Below are 18,614 nucleotides of genomic sequence, written 5' to 3' on the forward strand. Positions count from 1 at the left end.
AGTGTCCTCGTCACCCGAAGTCGTTCACAGGTGCACCAACATCGGGCGTCGGCGGACACGAGGGGGCAGGTTCGAGCGAGCGGCGATAGAAAGCGCTATCAGAAGTCCTGTCAGAACCATTGACGTGCGCGCGCATCGAACTTACGGTCCCGTTCGAAGTTACGAGCGTTATTCGACATGCCGAACGACAGGGGCAAGGTATGGGACAACCTGGCCTGAACCGCAGGCAATTGCTCGCCGCCGCAGGCGGACTGGCCGTCGCCGGAAGCTTCGGCTTCGCCGCCCTGGGCACCGGCGCCGACGCACTGGCCTCCGACGCGCACACCCGGGTGCGGTACTGGAACCTCTTCAGCGGCGGCGACGGCTACAACATGATCGCGATGCTGGACGCCTTCCGTAAGGCCAACCCCGGCATCGACGTGAAGGACTCGACCCTCCAGTGGGGCAACCCCTTCTACACCAAGCTCGCCATGGCTGCCGCGGGCAACCGCGCACCCGACCTCGGCGTCATGCACATGGGCCGGGTCACCGGCTTCTCGCCCGGCCGCCTCCTGGACCCCTGGGACGTCGACCTGCTCGCCAAGTACGGCGTACGGGAAGCGGACTTCAACCCCGCGCTGTGGAAGCGCGCCGTCATCGACGGCAAGCTCTACGCCCTCCCGCTCGACATCCACGTCCAGCTCTGCTTCTACCGCAAGGACGTGCTGAAGAAGGCGGGGCTGCTCGGCGACGACGGCCGGATCGTGCCCGTGAGGTCGACCGACGAGTGGTTCGACTTGCTCAAGGAGGCCAAGAAGGCCACCAAGAAGGGCCTGCAGACCCTCGGCCTGTGGGCCAACGACCAGAACTTCCAGTGGTGGTTCTTCGTCGCCTTCTACACCCAGCTCGGCGGAACCTGGTTCGACGACGCCAACACCGAGGTCACCTTCGACACCGACAAGGCCGTCCAGGTCCTGGAGTTCCTGCGACGGCACATCACCGACGGCTACACCATCCCGGGTGCCGCCAACTCCGAACAGTTCATCAACGGCGCGCCCTTCACCTGGGAGGGCAACTGGTCCGTGCCGGTCTTCTCCGGAGCGAAGCTCGACTACGGCGCGACCCCGCTGCCCCCCGTCTTCGGCAAGCAGGCCACCCACGCCGAGTCGCACGCCTTCGTCCTGCCGCACCAGTCCGACCGCGGCGGCGCCACCAACGAGGCCGCCCATCAACTCGCCGCCTACGTCGTCCAGCACGCGCAGCAGTGGGCGGCCGGCGGCCACATCCCCGCGTACTCGCCCACCCTGTCCACGGCCGCGTACAAGGAGCTGAACCCGCAGAGCGAGTACGTGTCGGCCATGGACCACCAGGCCACCGAGCCGAAGGTGTGGTTCGCGGGCTCGACCGGCATCCTCGCCCAGCGCATCGGCCCCGTCGTCGTCTCCTCGACGATGGGCTCCGCCAAGCCGGAGGCCGTCGCCCGGCGGATGAAGGGCGCGCTCACCCAGCTGCTCGCCATGAAGAACCCCATGGACGGCAGGACCGCCGCGCAGGGAGGTGCGGGCGCATGACGACCAGTACGGAGACCCTCTTCGCAGCGGCGCGGACGAAGAGCGCCGCGCAGAGCGCCACCGTCCGCCGCAAGCAGGGCTTCCAGCACGGCGGCTGGTTCGTCGCCCCGTTCCTCGTCCTGTTCGTGCTCTTCGTGATCTGGCCGCTGCTGCGCGGCGTCTACCTCAGCTTCACGGACGCCAACATCTCGGGCGACAGCGCGAACTTCGTCGGCCTCGACAACTACCGCGAGGCCCTCCAGGACCCCCTGATGTGGGACGCGCTCGGCCACAGCGCCTACTTCACGCTCCTGGTGGTGCCCTGCATCACCGTGCTCGCCTTCCTCCTCGCGATGCTCGCCCACCACATCGAGCGCGGCAAGTGGCTGTGGCGGCTGTGCTTCTTCGCCCCCTTCCTGCTGCCCTCCACCGTCGCGGGCAACCTGTGGCAGTGGCTGTTCAACCCCGGCACGGGCATGATCAACCACGTCTTCGGCATCGAGACGCCCTGGCTGACCGACAAGTCGTACGCCATGCTCGCCATCGTCATCACGACCCTGTGGTGGACCGTCGGCTTCAGCTTCCTGCTGTACCTCGCCGCGCTCCAGGGCATCCCCGACCACCTCTACGAGGCCGCCAAGCTGGACGGCGCCAACGCCTGGCACCGCATGGTCCACATCACCCTGCCGATGCTGCGCAACATCACCGGGCTCGTCATCGCCCTGCAGATCCTCGCCTCGCTCCAGATCTTCGACCAGGCCGTCGTGATGATGGACTTCAGCCCCGGCCCCGAGAACGCGACCCGCACCTTCGTCCAGTACACCCTCGAAGAGGGCTTCACCAGCTACCGCGTGGGCTACGCCTCCGCGATCTCCATCATCTTCTTCGTGATCATCGCGGCCGTCGCCCTCGCCCGGATGTGGCTGCTGCGCAACCGTGAGGAGGGAGCCCGATGACCACCGCCGCAGAGGTACGCGTCAAGCCCCGCAGGTCGTCCTGGACACCCAGCCAGATCATCCTCACCCTCCTCGGCACGGCCGTCTCCGTCGTCTTCCTCGCGCCCTTCGCCTGGGGCCTGTTCACCTCGCTCAAGTCGGAGACCGAGGCCGTCGAGGTGCCGCCGCACTGGCTGCCGAAGGACTGGACGGGCCAGGCGTGGACGGCCCTCTTCGAGACCGGCAACATCACCAACTGGTTCGTCAACTCGCTCGTCGTCTCGGTGTGCGTGACGTCCGTGGTGCTGCTCGTCAGCGCCCTCGCCGGATACGGCTTCGCCCGCACCGAGTTCCGCGGCAAGGGCGTCCTCATGGGCGTCGTCATGGCGGGCCTGATGATCTCCCCGGCGGTCCTCGGCGTCCCCCTGTTCACCACGGTCCAGCAGATGGGGATGGTCGACACCTACTGGGGCATGATCCTGCCGCAGTGCGCACCCGCCGCGATGGTCTACATCCTCTACAAGTTCTTCCAGGGCATCCCGCGCGAGCTGGAGGAGGCCGCGTTCATCGACGGCGCGGGCCGCTGGCGCGTCTTCTTCACCATCGTCGTCCCGCTCGCCCGCCCCTCCCTCGCCGCGGTCGGCATCTTCACCTTCATCGCCTCGTGGAACAACTTCCTGTGGCCGTACATGGTGACCAACAACCCCGACCTGATGACCATGCCGAACGGCATCGCGACCGTCATGAACTCCTACGGCATCCAGTGGGCCCAGCTCATGGCCGGCGGCCTCATGGCGGGCCTGCCGCTGATCATCGTCTTCGTCTTCTTCCAGCGCCAGATCGTGGCGGGTGTCGCCCACACCGGCCTCGCGGGCCAGTAACTCCCCCAAAGGAGATACACAGTTGAAGCGCATCGGACTCGCGGCGATCGTCGCCGCGGCCCTCCTCGCCCTGCTCCCGAGCACGGCCACGGCGGACGTCACCTACCCCGACCCCCAGCCCGTCACCGGCCAGCAGATCATCCACGACCCGACCGTCATCCGCCTCAAGTCGGGTGACTACGTGGCCTATTCGACCGGCGGGATCATCGGCGCCCGCACCTCGAAGGACCGGAAGCACTGGGACGACGCGGGCAACGCCTTCGCCACTCCGCCGAGTTGGTGGTACGAGTACAACGACACCGGCGACCCCTGGGCCCCCGACATCTCCTACCGCGACGGCCGCTACTGGCTCTACTACGCCGTCTCCTCCTGGGGCTCCAACCACTCCGCGATCGGCGTCGCCACCTCCCGGACCGGCCTCCCCGGCACCTGGGCCGACCACGGCAAGGTCTTCACCTCCGAACGCACCGACTCCTGGAACGCCATCGATCCGGCGATCACCAGGGCCGACGGCAAGCTGTGGATGTCCTTCGGCTCGTACTGGACGGGCATCCGCATGGTCGAGCTGAACCCGAGGACGGGCAAGGCGGTCACCGACGCCCCGGTCCACCACCTCGCGACCCGCCCGGACGCGCCGTACGCGGTGGAGGGCCCGTACATCGTCAAGCACGGCCGCCACTACTACCTGTTCGCGTCGTACGACGCCTGCTGCTCGGGCGTGAACTCGACGTACAAGATCAGGGTGGGCAGATCGACGAGCGTGACGGGCCCGTACGTGGACAGCGCGGGGAAGCCGCTGCTGGAGGGCGGCGGTGACGTGTTGCTGGAGGGCCACGGCAGGTACATCGGCACGGGAGGCCAGTCGGTCTTCCGCGACCGAGGCCGGGACTGGCTGGCGTACCACTACTACGACGCGGAGGACAACGGCACCCCCAAGCTGGGGCTCAACAGGCTGAGCTGGACGGGAAACGGCTGGCCAGTGGTCTTCTAGGGGCGCGGGGCCGTATCGATCCGCGGCTCCGCCGCGATGGGGATCCCTCCCGCTCAAGCGACGTCGAGAGTGGGGGAGCGACCAGCCCCCACACACCCGCAGACAGAACTGAACGTCGAAAGGAAAAGATGAGCACCGCCCGCTTCACCCTCGACCCCGCCTTCACCGTCGGCACAGTCAACCCCCGCCTGTTCGGCTCCTTCGTCGAACACCTCGGCCGCTGCGTCTACACCGGCATCTACGAACCCGACCACCCCACCGCGGACGCCGAAGGCCTCCGCACCGACGTCCTCGACCTGATCCGCGAACTCGGCGTCACCGCCCTCCGCTACCCCGGCGGCAACTTCGTCTCCGGCTACAAGTGGGAGGACTCGGTGGGCCCCGCCGAGGACCGCCCCCGCCGCCTGGACCTGGCCTGGCGTTCCACGGAGACGAACCGATTCGGCCTCTCCGAGTACATCGCCTTCCTGAAGAAGATCGGCCCCCAGGCCGAACCGATGATGGCCCTCAACCTGGGCACACGAGGCGTGGCCGAGGCCCTGGAACTCCAGGAGTACGCCAACCACCCCGCCGGCACCGCACTCTCGGAGCAGCGGATCGCGCACGGCGACAAGGACCCCTTCGACATCCGGCTCTGGTGCCTGGGCAACGAGATGGACGGCCCCTGGCAGACCGGCCACAAAACGGCCGAGGAATACGGCCGTATCGCCGCCGAGACCGCCCGCGCGATGCGCCAGATCGACCCGCACGTCGAACTGGTCGCCTGCGGCAGCTCGGGCCAGTCGATGCCGACGTTCGCCGAATGGGAGGCGAAGGTCCTGGCCGAGACCTACGACCTGGTCGACTACATCTCCCTGCACGCCTACTACGAGCCGCACGACGGCGACGTGGACTCCTTCCTCGCCTCCGCCGTCGACATGGAGTCCTTCATCGAGAACGTGGTCGCCACCTGCGACCACGTGGGCGCGCGGCTGAAGTCGAAGAAGAAGATCAACCTGTCCTTCGACGAGTGGAACGTCTGGTACCTGTCCAGGTGGGAGGAGCACGCCCGCACCAGCGACCCCACCGACTGGCCGGAGGCCCCCCGTCTGCTGGAGGACAACTACAGCGTCCTGGACGCGGTCGTCTTCGGTTCCCTCCTCATCGCCCTGCTCCGGCACGCCGACCGCGTGACGGTCGCCTGCCTCGCCCAGCTCGTCAACGTCATCGCGCCGATCATGACCGAGCCGGGCGGCCCGGCCTGGCGGCAGACGACGTTCTTCCCGTTCGCGCAGGCGTCCCGGTACGGCCGGGGCGAGGTCCTCGACGTCCGGGTCGACTCGCCGACGTACGAGACGAAGAAGTACGGCGAGGCGGATCTGCTGCACGCCACCGCCGTACGGGCGGAGGACGGCACGGTCACCGTGTTCGCCGTGAACCGGAGCCGGACCGAGCCGCTCCCCCTGGAAGTGGCCCTGAACGGCCTCGGCGTCTCACGGCTCGTCGAGCACAGCGTGCTCTCCGACGCGGACCCGGACGCCCGCAACACCCTCGCCGACCCCGAGCGGGTCGCCCCGCACACGGCCGAGGGCACGGCGGTGACCGACGGGACGCTGACGGCGACGCTGGAGCCGCTGTCCTGGAACGTCATCCGGCTGGCCTGACCGGGTTCCCTCCGGTGCGCCGTCGCACGGCGGCGCACCGGACAATGGTCGCCATGAGGATCTCGGCACGCGCGGACTACGCGGTACGGGCGGTACTGGAGCTCGCCGTACGCCACGGCGACGACGGCGCTCCGGTGAAGGCGGAGACGATCTCCGCCGCGCAGGACATTCCGCACAAGTTCCTGGAGGGGATCCTCGGCGACCTGCGGCGTGGCGGGATCGTCGACAGCCGGCGCGGCGGGGGCGGCGGCTACAGGCTCGCCCGCGACCCCGAGAGCATCACGGTCGCGGACGTCATCAGGGCGGTGGACGGCCCGATCGTGTCGGTCCGGGGCGAACGCCCGACGGGTCTGGTGTACACCGGCTCGGCCCAGCCGTTGCTGCCCCTGTGGATCGCCCTGCGCGCCAACGTCCGCAAGATCCTGGAGGGCGTCACGATCGCCGACATCGCGGCGGACGCCCTCCCCGACCCCGTACGGCGGCTGGCGGCGGAACCGGCGGCCTGGGAGAACCCGTAGGTCGGTCAGCGACGGGAGGCCGACCGCTTCGGCGGTGCGATGCGCACCCGCGTCTCGGTGGGCGCGTTCTCTATGTCGTCGAGCTGCGCGACGATGGTGCTGCGCAGGTCGTCGTAGTCCTCGAAGCGGTGGTCGTTGAACAGCGTGTAGCCCGTCCACATCAGGTTGGCGCACACGCGTGCCGGTACCCGGCCGGTCTGCGCGCCCATGCCGACCAGCGCCACCGACCCGATGCTGCCGGGCGCCCCGGCGTTCTGCTGGTGGATCGCCTGGAACGCGGCGGCGCACGCCAGGGCCACGTTCAGGGTCTCGCTCACGTTCTGCGAGGACTGTTCCATCGTCGGCGTCGAGATCAGGAACTTCGGGTTGGTCGCCCCGGACGGGACGCACACCGCGCTGCCCACCGGGAGCCGTCCCTCGAACCGGTCGCGGATCGCCCGCTGTACGCGCAGCTGGATCCCCGCTCCGAGGTGCCGCTTGATGACCGCGTCCACCCCGCCGTTCATCAGGCCCCGCGAGTTGGTCGGGCTGACCCAGGCGTCGACCGTCTCATCGAGGATCGAGCCCTTGCGGATCTCGATCTCGGGAGTGTCGGCGAACGCCGCCCGCCATGCCTCCACCACCTTCGTGTTGATGTCGGTCAACACCACTTTGAGCGGCGGCTGCACGCGGTTCACGGTCATCTTCCACACTCCCATCACGAGGCGGTCCTTCCACCGATCACGACGCTACAGCGCCCCACTGACAACGCAGTTGGGAGCCGGGGCCGTTGTCATAGCCCGCTGTTAGCCTCCCGGCCATGATCGATGCCAACACCCCCGCCCAGCCCGATCCGAACGACCCGCTGGGCCTCGCCGAACTGTTCAAGGGCGGCGGTGAACCGTGGCTTCCACTGCTGAAGCCGGTCATCGAGGCGCAGCCGAACGCCGCCTCGTTCATCGGTCCGGGCCGTGGCCCGGACGTCGTCCCCGTCCGGGAACTGACCTTCCAGGCGCTCAAGCCCAACCCGCCGCACAAGTGGAAGGTCGTCGTCTTCGGCCAGAACCCCTACCCGCGGCCGGAGAGCGCCACCGGCATCGCCATGTTCGACAACACCTTCCACGACTGGAAGGACAGCCAGTTCGGCAGGGTCGTCAGCATCCGCTGCATCATCAAGGCGGCGGCGATGTGGAAGTACGGCATCCCCAAGAAGACGCCGATAGCCGACATCCGCGCGCTCCTGAAGAAGCAGGACACCGTCCAGCCGCCGGAGTGGTTCCAGGCGATGCTCACGCAGGGCGTCCTGTTGCTGAACGCGGCGCTCACCGCCAGCAGTGACGGCCCGAGGGGAGCCGACCCGCACACCGCGTTCTGGCGTCCGGTCGCGGAGCGGATCGTCGAGGAGATCCTCAAGGCCAAGCAGAACGCCGAGGACGAGGAGGACCGTGGTGTCGTCTTCGCGTGGTGGGGTGCGCACGCGCGCAACCTGAAGAAGGTCGTCCTCCAGCTCCAGAAGAAGTATCCCGAGGTCGAGGTCCGGCACATCGACCACTGCAATCCCGCAGCGCAGGGCGACATCTTCTGCGACGGCGACCACTTCGGCATGGTGAACGACGCCCTGGCGTCGCTGGGCGCGGACGCGATCGACTGGCTGCCGAGCGGAGGGTGGGACCAGCACACGGCGGAGGCCGGCGGCACGGACGGCGGGGTCGCCGAACGCATGGGCGCGTTCATCACGTCCACCATGGAACTGCACCAGCTCTATCTGGAGCGGCTCTCCAGCGTCAAGGACGAGGGCCTCGTCCTCCCCGCGATCACCGGCGTGTTCGACACCCCGCTCATGGACTTCCGCGACGCCGTCAGCCCCGTCGCCGAGCTGCTGAACGGCCTCGACCGCCACGTCCAGCGGTCGCACGACTTCGGAAAGCGGCGGGTGGACGAAACGGCCGGCGGCGGCCTCTCCGCCGACGCGGTCGCCGCCCTCTACCTCTACACCTGCGAGTCCGCGTTCTACCGGGAGATCAACGCCATCCTCCGCAACCCGGACCGGTCGAAGGTCGTCCCGTACCTCCCGTACCTGCGGCTGCTGTTCTCGGCGGTGTCGGGTCTCCCCGTCCGCACGCAGCCGTTGTGGCGCGGGGTGCCGCTGGACCTGCGGGCGCAGTACCCGGTCGGACGGACCGTCACCTGGTGGGGCGTGTCCTCCTGCACGTCCGAGCTCGGCGTGGCGCGGTCGTTCCTCGGCAGCCGCGGCAAGCGGACGCTCTTCGAGGTGCAACCCGCACGGGCCGTCGGCATCCGCAACTTCTCCGCGTTCACGGGCGAGGAGGAGTTCATCCTCCTGCCGGGCACGCAGCTCGAGGTGGTGGATGTGAAGACCGAGCGCGGCGGCCTGTGCACCGTGAAGCTGACCGAGTCGGAGGAGCAGCCCCTCGTGTCCTGAGCACTCGCCTCGTCAGCAGGTGTGTGAACGGGCCGAGGTGAATGGCCGGAGTTCGGCCTGGGCGCGTCCCGTGGAGCTCCCTACGATTCGATCGCCGCGGTGCTTCACAGAAACCTCACAGGTTCTCCGCACTTCAACGAAGAAGGAGAGACCCCCCATGGCAAGTGGACTGCTTCTGGGCGGCGCCGTCGCCGCCCTCGTCACCGCGGCGATTCCCGCGCACAGCCCGTCCGGCGGGTTCGTCGACCCGCCGCCGGACAAGATCGTCATCGACGTCGCCACGGTGAACGGCTCCGGCTGTCGCCCGGGGACGGCGGCCGTCGCCGTCTCCGAGGACAACACCGCGTTCACGGTGACCTACAGCGAGTACCTCGCCCAGGTCGGCGGCAACTCCGACCCGACCGCCTTCCGCAAGAACTGCCAGCTCAGCCTGATCGTCCACGTTCCGCAGGGCTTCACGTACGCCATCGCCAGCGCGGACTACCGGGGCTTCGCCTCACTCCAGGCCGGGGCGAGCGCCGTGCAGCGGGCCTCGTACTACTTCCAGGGCTCGTCGCAGACGGTGTTCAAGAACCACACCTTCAACGGCGCGCTCAACGACAACTGGCAGGCGACCGACACCACCGACTGGGCCAACCTGGTCTACGCGCCCTGCGGAGTCCAGCGCAACTTCAACATCAACACCGAGCTGCGCGTCAACGCGGGCACCTCCTCGCCGTCCAAGGTCAGCTTCATGGCGATGGACTCGACCGACGGCGACATCAACACCGTGTACCACATGGCCTGGAAGGAGTGCCCGGGCAAGTGAGAGACGGGGCCGCCCGCGCCGGCGGGCGGCCCTCCTTGCTGTGGCTCTACGGCTCTACGGTCACTCGGCCGCGTGGGTGACGAAGTCGGCCCAGGCGGTGGGGGAGAGGGTGAGCTGGGGGCCGTCCTTGTCCTTGCTGTCGCGGACGTGGATGTGGCCGGGGCGGGTGGCGACTTCGATGCAGTTGTCGCCGGAGCCGCTGCTGTAGCTGCTCTTGAACCAGGCCAGTTCGGACGTGCTCATAGGTCTCCTCGCATCCGTTGCAACAGGCTCACGGAGTCCTGGATGGTGAGAGCCTGTGAGCGAATCCTGGCATACCGGCTCTGGAGCACGCTGATCCCTTTCGGGTCGGAGATGAGTTGGCCGCTTTCCTGACCCTCGCTGTATCCGAACCATTTGTGCTTCGGCGTCTCCAGCAGGGCGATGGGGCCGTGCAGACCGGCATGGGACGGCTGCTCCAACGGCATGATCTGGATCTCGACGTTTCGCAACTCGCCGACTTCCAGCAGGTGATCGATGGACTCTCGGGTGACTTGCACACCGCCGGTCCGCCGCAACAGGACGTGCTCCTCGAGGATGAAGTTGAAGGCGGTGTTCGGGCGCTCCCTCAGCAGCTTCTGACGCTCCGCCCGCGCGGCCCAGTTGGCCTCGATCTGCTCGTCGTTCAGCGGTGGCAACTCGTCGGCGAAGAGCTGCCGAGCGTACGCCTCCGTCTGTAGCAGCCCGGGGATCATCCGGCACTCGTAGTTGAAGAGGTTGATCGCCAGCTTCTCCAGCGCCGCCCACCGCCGGAACCAGGCCGCCAGCCCCGGCTGCCGCTCCAGATACTCCGCCCCGCGCCTTAACGCCCCCGTGTTCCCCAGCGCCCTCTCCGCAGCCTCGACGAAGTCCACATCCGGCATGCGCCGACCCAACTCCACCGAGGCCACCGTGTGTTTGGAGAACCCCACCAGATCCCCGAACTCCTCCCTGCTCAGCCCCTGGAACTCCCGCAGCGCCTGCACCACCGCCCCGAACGTTCGCAGACTGTCCGACGACTCCGGCTCACCACTGCTGCACGTACCCACGCGTCCGTCGACCACCATCGGTCACCTCCCGCACCCATGGTCACGCCCCGTCACCAGTACTGTCCAGCGCGTGACCGCGTACGCTGCGCGAGCGTACGCGGCTCCCACCTGGAGAAGTGGCCCTCCAACCCGCCACATTGGCCCCATGACAGCACGCCCCACCCCCCAACCCATGGTCACCGTACGTGTGTTCAGCCAGCGCCTGAGCGCAACACCGCGAGGTGCCCGTCTCGCCCGGCACCTGGCCCTGAACCAGCTCGACGCTTGGGGGATCCCGCACGGCACGAACGTCTCGGACGCCGTCGCGCTGATCGTCGCCGAACTCGCCGCGAACGCCGTGACTCACGGCCGTGTCCCTGGCCGGGACTTCGAGCTGCGGCTGTCGCTGGTGCCGGGGAGTGTCCGTGTCGAGGTCAGTGACACGCGTACGGATCCGCGTCCGCCCGGACCCGGCGCCGTACGGAACGCGAGCCCGCTGGACGAGACCGGCCGTGGCCTGTTCCTGGTCGACGCGCTGGCCGCCCGCTGGGAGGTGGTCGACCGGGAACCGCCGCCGGGAAAGACCGTGCGGGCCGAGGTGGACGTTCCCGGGTGGCTCGGGATCGTGAGACGGGCGCAGGCCCGACCGCTCGGGTGATCACCGCAGTGCCGAAGCGACCAACCCCCGGATCTCCTCCTCCGACACGGCACCCCCGTTCACGGGCCGGTCGGACGCTCCGTCGCTACTCCTCCCGAAGCCGCTCCAGGGGAAACTCAGTCTCGAAACCCTGGAGGTAGCGCAGGTATCGCGGAGCAAGATAGGCCGCCTCGTCCACCTGCCGCCGCATCGGAGCCAGTTCCCGATGGGCGCCCTCCATGTCTCCTTGCAGGGCCAGCGCGATCGGGAGCCTTTCCATGGTTCTTTCCGTCAGCTGGCCCCTGTCGAGCTTCATCGCGGCAGCCAGGCCGGCGTACGAAGCGTGCTCGCGCAGGAAGTCCAGGGCGATGTCGGTGACATCGGAGAGATTGGGACGGATGGCATCCTCGACCGAATGCGCCGCGAGGTCGATGCGATGTTCCCGCCACTGGGACTCAGGGGCGAGGTAGCCGACGTTCATCGAGACGGTAGGGACGTAGAACCGCCCGTCCCATCCCGGCACGACGTCACCGCACCAAGCCAGGATGCGGTTTTCGATCTCTGCACTCCGCACTCCCACGAAGGTCGCGACCCACAGGGCAGTCTTCTCCCCTTTCGTCGCGTCGGCGAAGGAGCACCAGCCCTCGAACCCGGGACCGAGGTCCAGAACGTACTCGTAGTTCGACTTCCGCCTCTTGAATCCCAGGCCCTTCATCTCGTGGGCCACCGCCGAGAAAAGTTCCGCCCTCTTCATCTCGAACCCTCCGTTCAGAAAACGGCACACACGCGATGTGCCCCGCCCTCCTGGGATAGTGGAGGGGCGGGCCTGCTCATCAGCTTTGTGGCTCTACGGCATGGTGGGGCAAGTCGCCACCACGGCTGGCATGACACCGCCCCACCGCGCTGCTGGATGGAACTTAGCCGGAAGACATCACTCACCACGACATCTACAAATTGGCTGGTTGGTCCTAGGTCCCGACCCGATGACGTTTCAGTCGCACCAGGTCCTCAAGCGGAACGTCGGTCTTCTTGGCGTACTGCCGGGCCCAGTCGGCCAGGGACTGCCGAAACAGGAAGGGTGTGTCCGGCTCCCAGCTGATGTCCCGTTCACCCACCTCGCGGAGCTTTGCCCAGGCCTCCCGCTCTACATCCTTGTACCTGCTCTTACGGGCGATGAGAAACGCCTTCACCAGCCTCGACGGCTCGTCCCCGGAGGACAACCGAGCCCAGACCTTGCCCCTGTGTACGTCCTCCACGGCCATCAAGAGACGTCCGAGATCTTTCTTGTCCCGCACGAACCGCAGGGCCGGTCTACCGAACTCACCCAGATCCTCCAGCAATGCCGAGCCGAGCGAGGCACGGTTCTTCGGCCAGGGATAGAGGTACCTGTTATGAAGGGACTCGAGGTCCCCCTCTTGTACGCGGTCCGGCCGCCAGATCTCCACCCCTACTCCGCCGTATTTCTGCATCTCGGGGAGGAAATCCTCGTCCTCGATGAAGACGGTCCACGAAAGGAGGGGAGACTCCCGCTTCACTCTGGAAATCGTGACGCTGACCCTCATGCCCTCGGAGCGGAGTACGACGGCACTTCCGGACACGTTCTCACTGCTCAGCCCGAGAGATTCTGCGACCATTTCAGCCGCCCCCGACAGGGGGACCGCCGTCATGCTCCACTCCTTGTGTCAAGGCGTATCTATTACAGTCTGTCAAACCAGTTCCAATGCTTGGACGGGCCTGGCTTGGGAACTGCAATCGCGTATCGGCCCGCCCTCACCATAGTGGATCACGGGCCAGTCCCTACATGCGGGTGCCTCCACGAGAGATTCGAGGGCGCATCGGAAATCCGCTAGACATCGGGGCCCGTATCAATCCATGTAACCGTCGAGAATGAATCGAGATAAGTAAGGACGGAGTCGCTCAAACCTGCAATCCGAACGGCTGAATATCCGGCCCTGCTGAGCCATGGCGCCTGCGGATCAACTGCCGGACCGACTTCCGCCAAAAGGCTATCGGCCATGAAGATCCGATACCCAGGACGGGGCCATTTCCATCCACCGAAACCGACGCATTCCATTGAATTAAGGACCTGAGGCAACGCCTCATTCGGCACCTGTGCGCCCAGTCTGCCAGAATTGGATAGCAAGATAACCGACCTTACGGTCGCATGTACAAGTAGTTCTGCAAGACCCTCGGGAGTGCGATTCAAGTTACCGATCGAATCTCCCTCATAGGCGACATTCGACTGATTGGGATCAAAGGCCCAAATCCAGTCGCCGGTTAGGTCTTCCATAAACGCGACCTGATCTGCGTCCATTCGGAGGCGATCTGGATCATAAATTCTCGTGCCAGCCGACCGAACCTCGGGCCAGGGGGAAGTGAGCTTGTACCACTCCCTGAGTGGCGCGGGTAGGTTGGGGGGCAAGATTGCCGGTTGAACCCTGGGGGGCCGTGCTGGACCACGCCATCGGCTAAGAAGTTCGGAGGAATCGATATCGGATGGGTTGATCATTTGGCCATTATGGGCGCCGCCGCCAACCGCACGGCGTACGCCACGGGCTGGACCATGACCGCCCGCCCTCAGTTGACCTTCGACGCGCTGGCCGCCCGCTGGGAGGTGGTCGACCGGTAACCGCCTCCGACACCGCGTCCCGCCGCCCAGCCACACATCGGTGATGTAACCGACCGGGGCGCGCTCGCAGGAGACGGACGACCCCGTCCACCATGTCGAGCGTGCGCGGTTCACCGATGGTGACCCACTGGCTGGCAGGGCCGTCGGCCGTATGGCGCGTGGCTGAGCTGTGCTGAAGGGAGCCGTCGGCCGCCTTACCAGGAGTGGGCGACGTCCACCACGAGCTTGTCGGACAGCTGGGTCACCTTGAACGGCAGCCGGGCGCGCACGCCCACACCGACCTGGCTGTAGCCCTCGAAGCTGGCGCCGAACTTGGCGTCGCGGAAGGTCTTGTAGCCCGTCAGGTCCACGCCCGGCAGCGGCTGCTTGGCCTTGCCCGGATAGGTCACCTTCTGGTTCTCCATGTCGTACGAGGCCGCCTGGACGCGGACCTCCAGGATCGCGCCGCCGGACACCGGGATCGGGTCCCCGCTGCCGTCCTGCTCGAAGGCGTCGACGTACTGGACGTAGTAGCCGAGCCGGCTGGTGCTGCCTGCGGGGATGTCGAAGACGATGCGGTCGTAGCAGTCGTGACTGCCCGTCCTGACGTTCGTCAGGTACGCCGGTGCGCTGCTGCTCGCCGTCTTCATCAGGCTGCCCCAGCCAGTCGCACAGGCGGCGGCCGTCGCGCCTGCGCTCGCCTCGGCGAACGCGGCCGGAGCCGCCACCACCAGGGACAGGCTCACCGTGGCGGTCGCGGCGAGTAACGCTCCGCGCGATGCCTTACGCATGTTTCCTCCAAGCGGGACTTGGTGATCGGTTTGGCTCCCCTTGAGACGTCGACAACAGGCACTTGGTTGGTTGCGGGGAGAGGGCTTTCACCGCGGTGCGGTCCGCGCACGACGGGGGTCGGGCGGGCTGTTTCCGATCACCGTTCCGGTGGCCGGAACGGGTGAGGCCCCGGAGGGAATCCTCCAGGGCCTCACTTCTCAGGTGCGTCCGGTCAGGTCCGGATCCACCGTCGCGGTCAGCCGATCGCCCAGCCGAAGCCGCCGCCCGCGGCCGGGAGGCCGTTCTGGCCCGGCTGGTGGACGGTCACCGTGCCGGTCGCGCCGGTACGGCCGCCGGTGGCGTTGCCCCACGGCAGGGACTGCGCGGCACCGTACGGAGCGGTGTTGGGCACACCGACGTAGAAGCGGGAGGCCGTGGCGCCCAGGTGGTTGCCGACGGCGTGGCCGGCCGTCGGGGTGCCGACCAGACCGGACGCGTTGCCGGCCTCCACCCAGAAGTCGGTGTCACCGGGAGCCCCGAACGGGTAGAAGGTCTGCACCGCGCCCGCGTCCGCGGTGGTGCCGAGGTCCTCACCCGGGATGCCGACCGCGAGGACGAGGGTGTCGGCGGCGCCGGGCTCGTGCGGCGCCAGGTTGGCGAGGGCGACCTTCTGGCCGAACTTGTCGCCGGCCTCGGCCGCGCCCTGCACGTTCTCGACCTCGGCGTTGAGGTTGGCGGCCTGGGTGACCGCACCCGCCCCGGTGACGCGGAAGGTCTGGACGGCGCCGGCCTGGGTCACGGTGCTGGTGCCGACCGCCAGGGCCTCACCGGGGGAGCCCACCGCGAAGACGGTGTCGGTCGCGGCGGACGTGGCGGACGGGACGTACGCGACGGCCGCCAGGGACGCGCCGAACTGGTCGCCCGCCTCGGACGCGCCGGACACGAAGTCGTCGTCCTGGCTGATGCCCTGGACCGGGGCCGGGATGCCGTCGGCGCTCAGGTCGTGCTTGAGGATCTGCACCCCGCCCGCGTTGGCCAGGGTGCCGATCGCCTCGCCCGGCGAGCCGATGACGAGGTGGTTCGCGGAGGCCGCGACGGAGGAGCCGAACTTGTCGCCGGCCTCCGCGGCACCGCCCATGCCCGGCTTGTCCTGGTGGACGGCGACGTTGACGCTGCCGCGCAGGTAGTGGGCGCTGCCCGCGTCGGCGACGGTGCCCAGGTCCTCGCCGGGTACGCCGATCACCAGGTACGGCTCACCTGCGGTGGTGTGGCCGGCGGTGACGGCGGCGCCGAAGCGGTCGCCGGCCTCGGGGGCCGAGGACAGGATCGAGCCCGCGCCGGTGCCCTGGACGAGGTTGAGGGGGGCCTTGCCGGTGGACAGGCCGCCCGCGGCGCCGTAGAAGACCTGGGCGGAGCCGGCGTCCGTGTTCGTGCCGACGTCCTCGGCCGGGACACCCACCACGAGGTCGGTGTAGCCGTCCCTGTCGTGGTCGAAGGTGGCGAGGTTCTCCCCGAACGAGTCGCCCGGCTCGGCGCCTTCCGACACGGCGGTGAGGTCCTGGCTGATCTCGGCGGTGCCCTTGCCGCCGCCGTACACCACGCGGACGACACCGGCGTCGGCGTCGCCGCCCACGGTCGCCTTCGGGTCGCCGACGACCGTGTCCTGAACGCCGTCGCCGTTGAAGTCCGTGATCCGCGGTGCCAGGTCGAGCTTGATGCGCGGAGTGGCGGCGCCCGTGTAGCTGATGGTCTTCCCGCTGGTCTCCAGGACCGACTCCAGCTCCGAGACGCTCGCCCGCGGGTACGCCTGCTTGAGCACCGCGAAGGCGCCCGTCACGTGCGGGGCGGCCATGGACGTGCCGTTGTACGAGGCGTAGCCGTTGCCGGGAACGGAGGAGACGACGTTGCTGCCGGGGGCGAAGACGTCCAGCAGCGGCCCCCGGTTGGTGAAGGAGGACAGCTGGTCGTCGTCGGTGGTGCTGCCCACCGTGATGGCCGAGGAGATGCAGCCGGGGGCGCCCACCGCGTCGGTGTACGCGTTGTTGCCGGCGGAGATCACCGTGGCGACACCGGCGGCGCGCAGGTTGTCGATGGCCACCTTGCGGGAGTCCGTGTCGCAGGCCGTCGTGTACTGGCCGCCGCCCAAGCTCATGTTGGCCGCCACGACCGGCGTCCCGGCCTGACGCAGCAGCAGCACCTTCTCCAGGGCCGCGAGCTGGTCGCTGCTGTAGCTGAGCACGCACGGCGCCTTGCCGACGCCGCAGGACGCCTCGGTGCTGAACTTGCTGAACACCTGGATGGCGATGATCTTCGCGCCGGGGGCGACACCGGCCTTGGGGGCTCCGGTCAGGCCCTGTCCGTTACCGGCGGCGATACCGGCGACATGGGTTCCGTGGCTGCACAGGCCGGAAGCAGCGCAGGGGCCGCTCTCCGCGTCGGCCGCGCCCGCTCCCTCCTGCTGCTCGGTGCCGTTGGGGCACAGGCTGGTGACGCCGGAGGCGGAGTTGTTGGTCGAGAAGCACGCCTCGGTGATCACCCGGTTGCCGAAGAAGGGGTGCTTGACGGCGACGCCGCTGTCGAGGACGGCCACCACGTTGCCGGCGCCGGTCTGGCCGGCGGCGGCGGTCTTGCCCGCGCCGACGACCGGAATGGTCGAATCCAGGGTGGGGGGTACGGCCACGTCCTCGGTGACGCTCACGACACCGGGCTGGGCGGCCAGCTCCTCCAGACCGGCCTTGTCCACGTTCAGCGTGGTCACCGGCAGCGTGGACAGGGTCTGGAGGGCCTTGCCCGTCTCGCTGGCGCGGGCGGCGGCGGGCAGGTCGGCACGGCTCCTGGTGACGACGTTGACCCTTACCGTGCCGCCGTCGGTGACCTCGTCCTGGAGGGCCGGGTCGACGGGGTCGGCCGGCGTGGGGGTCGCCGTCGCAGCGCTCACCGGTGCGGCGTGGGCCGGTACGGCGCCGAGCGTCACGGCTATCAGCGCCGTGACGACCGTGGACCATATAGGTCTTTTCATGTCGCTCCATCGTGAAGCGGGCAGCGGGGGATGCCTGCGTGATCATGCATGAGAAGGCGACACGGTATCGAACGGCCTATCGAGGGCGAGCAGTTGCCCCCCTGCGGCGGTCAGGTCCGGCAGAGGGGCTCGGGCGCACAGAGCCCGACGACTTGGAATGGCGCCGACAGCGCGTAGACCAGGGTGACCGAACGGCGGCCACCGGTCGGGACGGTGACGTCCCGTCAGGCGATGCCCTCGGCGCGTCCACCCCAGCGTGCGCTCGACTCGCCGGCGGCGCGGACACCACTGGCCGTGACCGTCGAGCCGGCTGTCTGTCCGCGATCTGAACGCGGCTCAGGCAGTGCCGCCTGACGGCGTTTCGGGTTTCGTGCGGAGGACGTCGCGGGCCTGCTCCGCCGCGCGGGCGCTGCTCTCGCCCGGTGCCTCCCGCATAGCGTTCACCCTCAGTACATTGCAACGAACAGGCGGCTATCGTTGCGTTAAATTGGCGACCATTGCAATGATTTTATAGCTTGTACCTGCGCTAATGATGATTGTGTGCAACGATTGTGTTGCCTCACCCGTGAATGCAACGTAGCTTTTCCGTCATCAGAAACAAGGAACCGAAGGAGAGCACGATGCACACGTTCGCCACCCCCGCCCCGATCGCCGCCGTCCTCGACATCCAGGCCGGGCGGGTGCAGGTCATCGCCGCCGACCGGGCCGACACCGCGGTCGAGGTCCGGCCCACGGACCCCTCCAAGAGCCGGGATGTGAAGCTGGCCGAGCAGACCACGGTCGACTACGCCGACGGCGTCCTGCGG

16 protein-coding genes and 1 pseudogene are annotated in these 18,614 nt (G+C 68.1%); 10 read left to right on the forward strand and 7 right to left on the reverse strand.

The features are described from left to right. Window positions 1-200 precede the first annotated feature (200 nt). From IE263_RS19685 to IE263_RS19710, 6 genes are all read left to right on the forward strand, one after another. Entirely contained in the window at window positions 201-1,550 is a 1,350-nt protein-coding gene (locus IE263_RS19685) for an extracellular solute-binding protein (protein ID WP_189938261.1), read from the forward strand. Beyond that, window positions 1,547-2,485 (forward strand): carbohydrate ABC transporter permease, encoded by a 939-nt coding sequence (locus IE263_RS19690; protein ID WP_189938263.1) that lies wholly within the window; start codon window positions 1,547-1,549, stop codon window positions 2,483-2,485. Before IE263_RS19685 ends, IE263_RS19690 begins: the two co-directional genes overlap by 4 nt. Next, window positions 2,482-3,345: a carbohydrate ABC transporter permease gene (locus IE263_RS19695; RefSeq protein ID WP_189938265.1), complete on the forward strand. Its 864-nt coding sequence runs from the start codon at window positions 2,482-2,484 to the stop codon at window positions 3,343-3,345. The genes IE263_RS19690 and IE263_RS19695 overlap by 4 nt, the downstream gene beginning before the upstream one ends. Window positions 3,346-3,367: 22 nt before the next feature. Further along, a complete protein-coding gene (locus IE263_RS19700; RefSeq protein WP_189938267.1) occupies window positions 3,368-4,336 on the forward strand; it encodes an arabinan endo-1,5-alpha-L-arabinosidase in 969 nt (322 codons plus the stop codon). 128 nt (window positions 4,337-4,464) lie between these two features. Further along, window positions 4,465-5,979: an arabinosylfuranosidase ArfA gene (arfA, locus tag IE263_RS19705; RefSeq protein WP_189938269.1), complete on the forward strand. Its 1,515-nt coding sequence runs from the start codon at window positions 4,465-4,467 to the stop codon at window positions 5,977-5,979. A 53-nt stretch (window positions 5,980-6,032) separates the two neighbouring features. Then, window positions 6,033-6,497 (forward strand): RrF2 family transcriptional regulator, encoded by a 465-nt coding sequence (locus IE263_RS19710; RefSeq protein WP_189938271.1) that lies wholly within the window; start codon window positions 6,033-6,035, stop codon window positions 6,495-6,497. Window positions 6,498-6,502: 5 nt separating this feature from the next. Here IE263_RS19710 and IE263_RS19715 read toward each other — a convergent pair whose 3' ends face one another. Beyond that, window positions 6,503-7,180 carry a macro domain-containing protein gene (locus IE263_RS19715; RefSeq protein ID WP_189938280.1) on the reverse strand — a complete coding sequence of 226 codons (678 nt, stop codon included), beginning with the start codon at window positions 7,178-7,180 and terminating at the stop codon, window positions 6,503-6,505. 116 nt (window positions 7,181-7,296) lie between these two features. Here IE263_RS19715 and IE263_RS19720 point away from each other — a divergent pair, with 116 nt between their 5' ends. Both IE263_RS19720 and IE263_RS19725 read left to right on the forward strand, forming a co-directional pair. Then, a complete protein-coding gene (locus tag IE263_RS19720; protein ID WP_189938283.1) occupies window positions 7,297-8,919 on the forward strand; it encodes an ADP-ribosyltransferase domain-containing protein in 1,623 nt (540 codons plus the stop codon). A 157-nt stretch (window positions 8,920-9,076) separates the two neighbouring features. Continuing rightward, complete coding sequence (locus tag IE263_RS19725; RefSeq protein WP_189938285.1) at window positions 9,077-9,727, forward strand: DUF4360 domain-containing protein; 651 nt, start codon at window positions 9,077-9,079, stop codon at window positions 9,725-9,727. Between the two features lie 60 nt (window positions 9,728-9,787). Here IE263_RS19725 and IE263_RS19730 read toward each other — a convergent pair whose 3' ends face one another. After that, on the reverse strand, window positions 9,788-9,970 hold the full coding sequence (locus IE263_RS19730) for a DUF397 domain-containing protein (protein WP_189938287.1): 183 nt from the start codon (window positions 9,968-9,970) through the stop codon (window positions 9,788-9,790). Beyond that, the gene (locus tag IE263_RS19735) at window positions 9,967-10,812 is read right to left on the reverse strand and encodes a helix-turn-helix domain-containing protein (RefSeq protein ID WP_189938289.1); all 846 of its coding nucleotides are present in this window, start codon (window positions 10,810-10,812) and stop codon (window positions 9,967-9,969) included. Before IE263_RS19735 ends, IE263_RS19730 begins: the two co-directional genes overlap by 4 nt. A 127-nt stretch (window positions 10,813-10,939) precedes the next feature. Here IE263_RS19735 and IE263_RS19740 point away from each other — a divergent pair, with 127 nt between their 5' ends. Continuing rightward, a complete protein-coding gene (locus IE263_RS19740; RefSeq protein WP_189938291.1) occupies window positions 10,940-11,431 on the forward strand; it encodes an ATP-binding protein in 492 nt (163 codons plus the stop codon). Window positions 11,432-11,516: 85 nt separating this feature from the next. Here the strand turns inward: IE263_RS19740 and IE263_RS19745 are convergent, their stop codons facing one another. The 4 genes from IE263_RS19745 to IE263_RS19760 form a co-directional block, all read right to left on the reverse strand. After that, a complete protein-coding gene (locus IE263_RS19745) occupies window positions 11,517-12,164 on the reverse strand; it encodes a hypothetical protein (protein WP_189938293.1) in 648 nt (215 codons plus the stop codon). Between the two features lie 214 nt (window positions 12,165-12,378). Further along, window positions 12,379-13,077, reverse strand: a complete 699-nt coding sequence (locus IE263_RS19750) for a hypothetical protein (RefSeq protein WP_189938295.1) — start codon at window positions 13,075-13,077, stop codon at window positions 12,379-12,381. A gap of 1,156 nt (window positions 13,078-14,233) precedes the next feature. Further along, window positions 14,234-14,809, reverse strand: a complete 576-nt coding sequence (locus IE263_RS19755) for an AMIN-like domain-containing (lipo)protein (protein ID WP_189938297.1) — start codon at window positions 14,807-14,809, stop codon at window positions 14,234-14,236. A gap of 236 nt (window positions 14,810-15,045) precedes the next feature. Further along, the gene (locus tag IE263_RS19760; RefSeq protein WP_189938299.1) at window positions 15,046-17,808 is read right to left on the reverse strand and encodes a S8 family peptidase; all 2,763 of its coding nucleotides are present in this window, start codon (window positions 17,806-17,808) and stop codon (window positions 15,046-15,048) included. 620 nt (window positions 17,809-18,428) lie between these two features. Between IE263_RS19760 and IE263_RS19765 the strand changes: the two are divergent. Further along, window positions 18,429-18,614, forward strand: a pseudogene (locus IE263_RS19765) (DUF4097 family beta strand repeat-containing protein); the annotation flags it as partial.

It is taken from the genome of Streptomyces aurantiogriseus, assembly GCF_014649375.1.
Taxonomy (GTDB): domain Bacteria; phylum Actinomycetota; class Actinomycetes; order Streptomycetales; family Streptomycetaceae; genus Streptomyces; species Streptomyces aurantiogriseus.

Bases quoted from the DNA above. Each gene is read 5' to 3' on its own strand.
- IE263_RS19735 (WP_189938289.1), bottom strand. From the start codon at position 10,812: ATGGTGGTCGACGGACGCGTGGGTACGTGCAGCAGTGGTGAGCCGGAG.
- IE263_RS19755 (WP_189938297.1), bottom strand. From the start codon at position 14,809: ATGCGTAAGGCATCGCGCGGAGCGTTACTCGCCGCGACCGCCACGGTG.
- IE263_RS19685 (WP_189938261.1), top strand. From the start codon at position 201: ATGGGACAACCTGGCCTGAACCGCAGGCAATTGCTCGCCGCCGCAGGC.
- IE263_RS19740 (WP_189938291.1), top strand. From the start codon at position 10,940: ATGACAGCACGCCCCACCCCCCAACCCATGGTCACCGTACGTGTGTTC.
- IE263_RS19725 (WP_189938285.1), top strand. From the start codon at position 9,077: ATGGCAAGTGGACTGCTTCTGGGCGGCGCCGTCGCCGCCCTCGTCACC.
- IE263_RS19710 (WP_189938271.1), top strand. From the start codon at position 6,033: ATGAGGATCTCGGCACGCGCGGACTACGCGGTACGGGCGGTACTGGAG.
- IE263_RS19745 (WP_189938293.1), bottom strand. From the start codon at position 12,164: ATGAAGAGGGCGGAACTTTTCTCGGCGGTGGCCCACGAGATGAAGGGC.
- IE263_RS19730 (WP_189938287.1), bottom strand. From the start codon at position 9,970: ATGAGCACGTCCGAACTGGCCTGGTTCAAGAGCAGCTACAGCAGCGGC.
- IE263_RS19760 (WP_189938299.1), bottom strand. From the start codon at position 17,808: ATGAAAAGACCTATATGGTCCACGGTCGTCACGGCGCTGATAGCCGTG.
- IE263_RS19695 (WP_189938265.1), top strand. From the start codon at position 2,482: ATGACCACCGCCGCAGAGGTACGCGTCAAGCCCCGCAGGTCGTCCTGG.
- IE263_RS19750 (WP_189938295.1), bottom strand. From the start codon at position 13,077: ATGACGGCGGTCCCCCTGTCGGGGGCGGCTGAAATGGTCGCAGAATCT.
- IE263_RS19715 (WP_189938280.1), bottom strand. From the start codon at position 7,180: ATGACCGTGAACCGCGTGCAGCCGCCGCTCAAAGTGGTGTTGACCGAC.
- arfA (WP_189938269.1), top strand. From the start codon at position 4,465: ATGAGCACCGCCCGCTTCACCCTCGACCCCGCCTTCACCGTCGGCACA.
- IE263_RS19690 (WP_189938263.1), top strand. From the start codon at position 1,547: ATGACGACCAGTACGGAGACCCTCTTCGCAGCGGCGCGGACGAAGAGC.
- IE263_RS19720 (WP_189938283.1), top strand. From the start codon at position 7,297: ATGATCGATGCCAACACCCCCGCCCAGCCCGATCCGAACGACCCGCTG.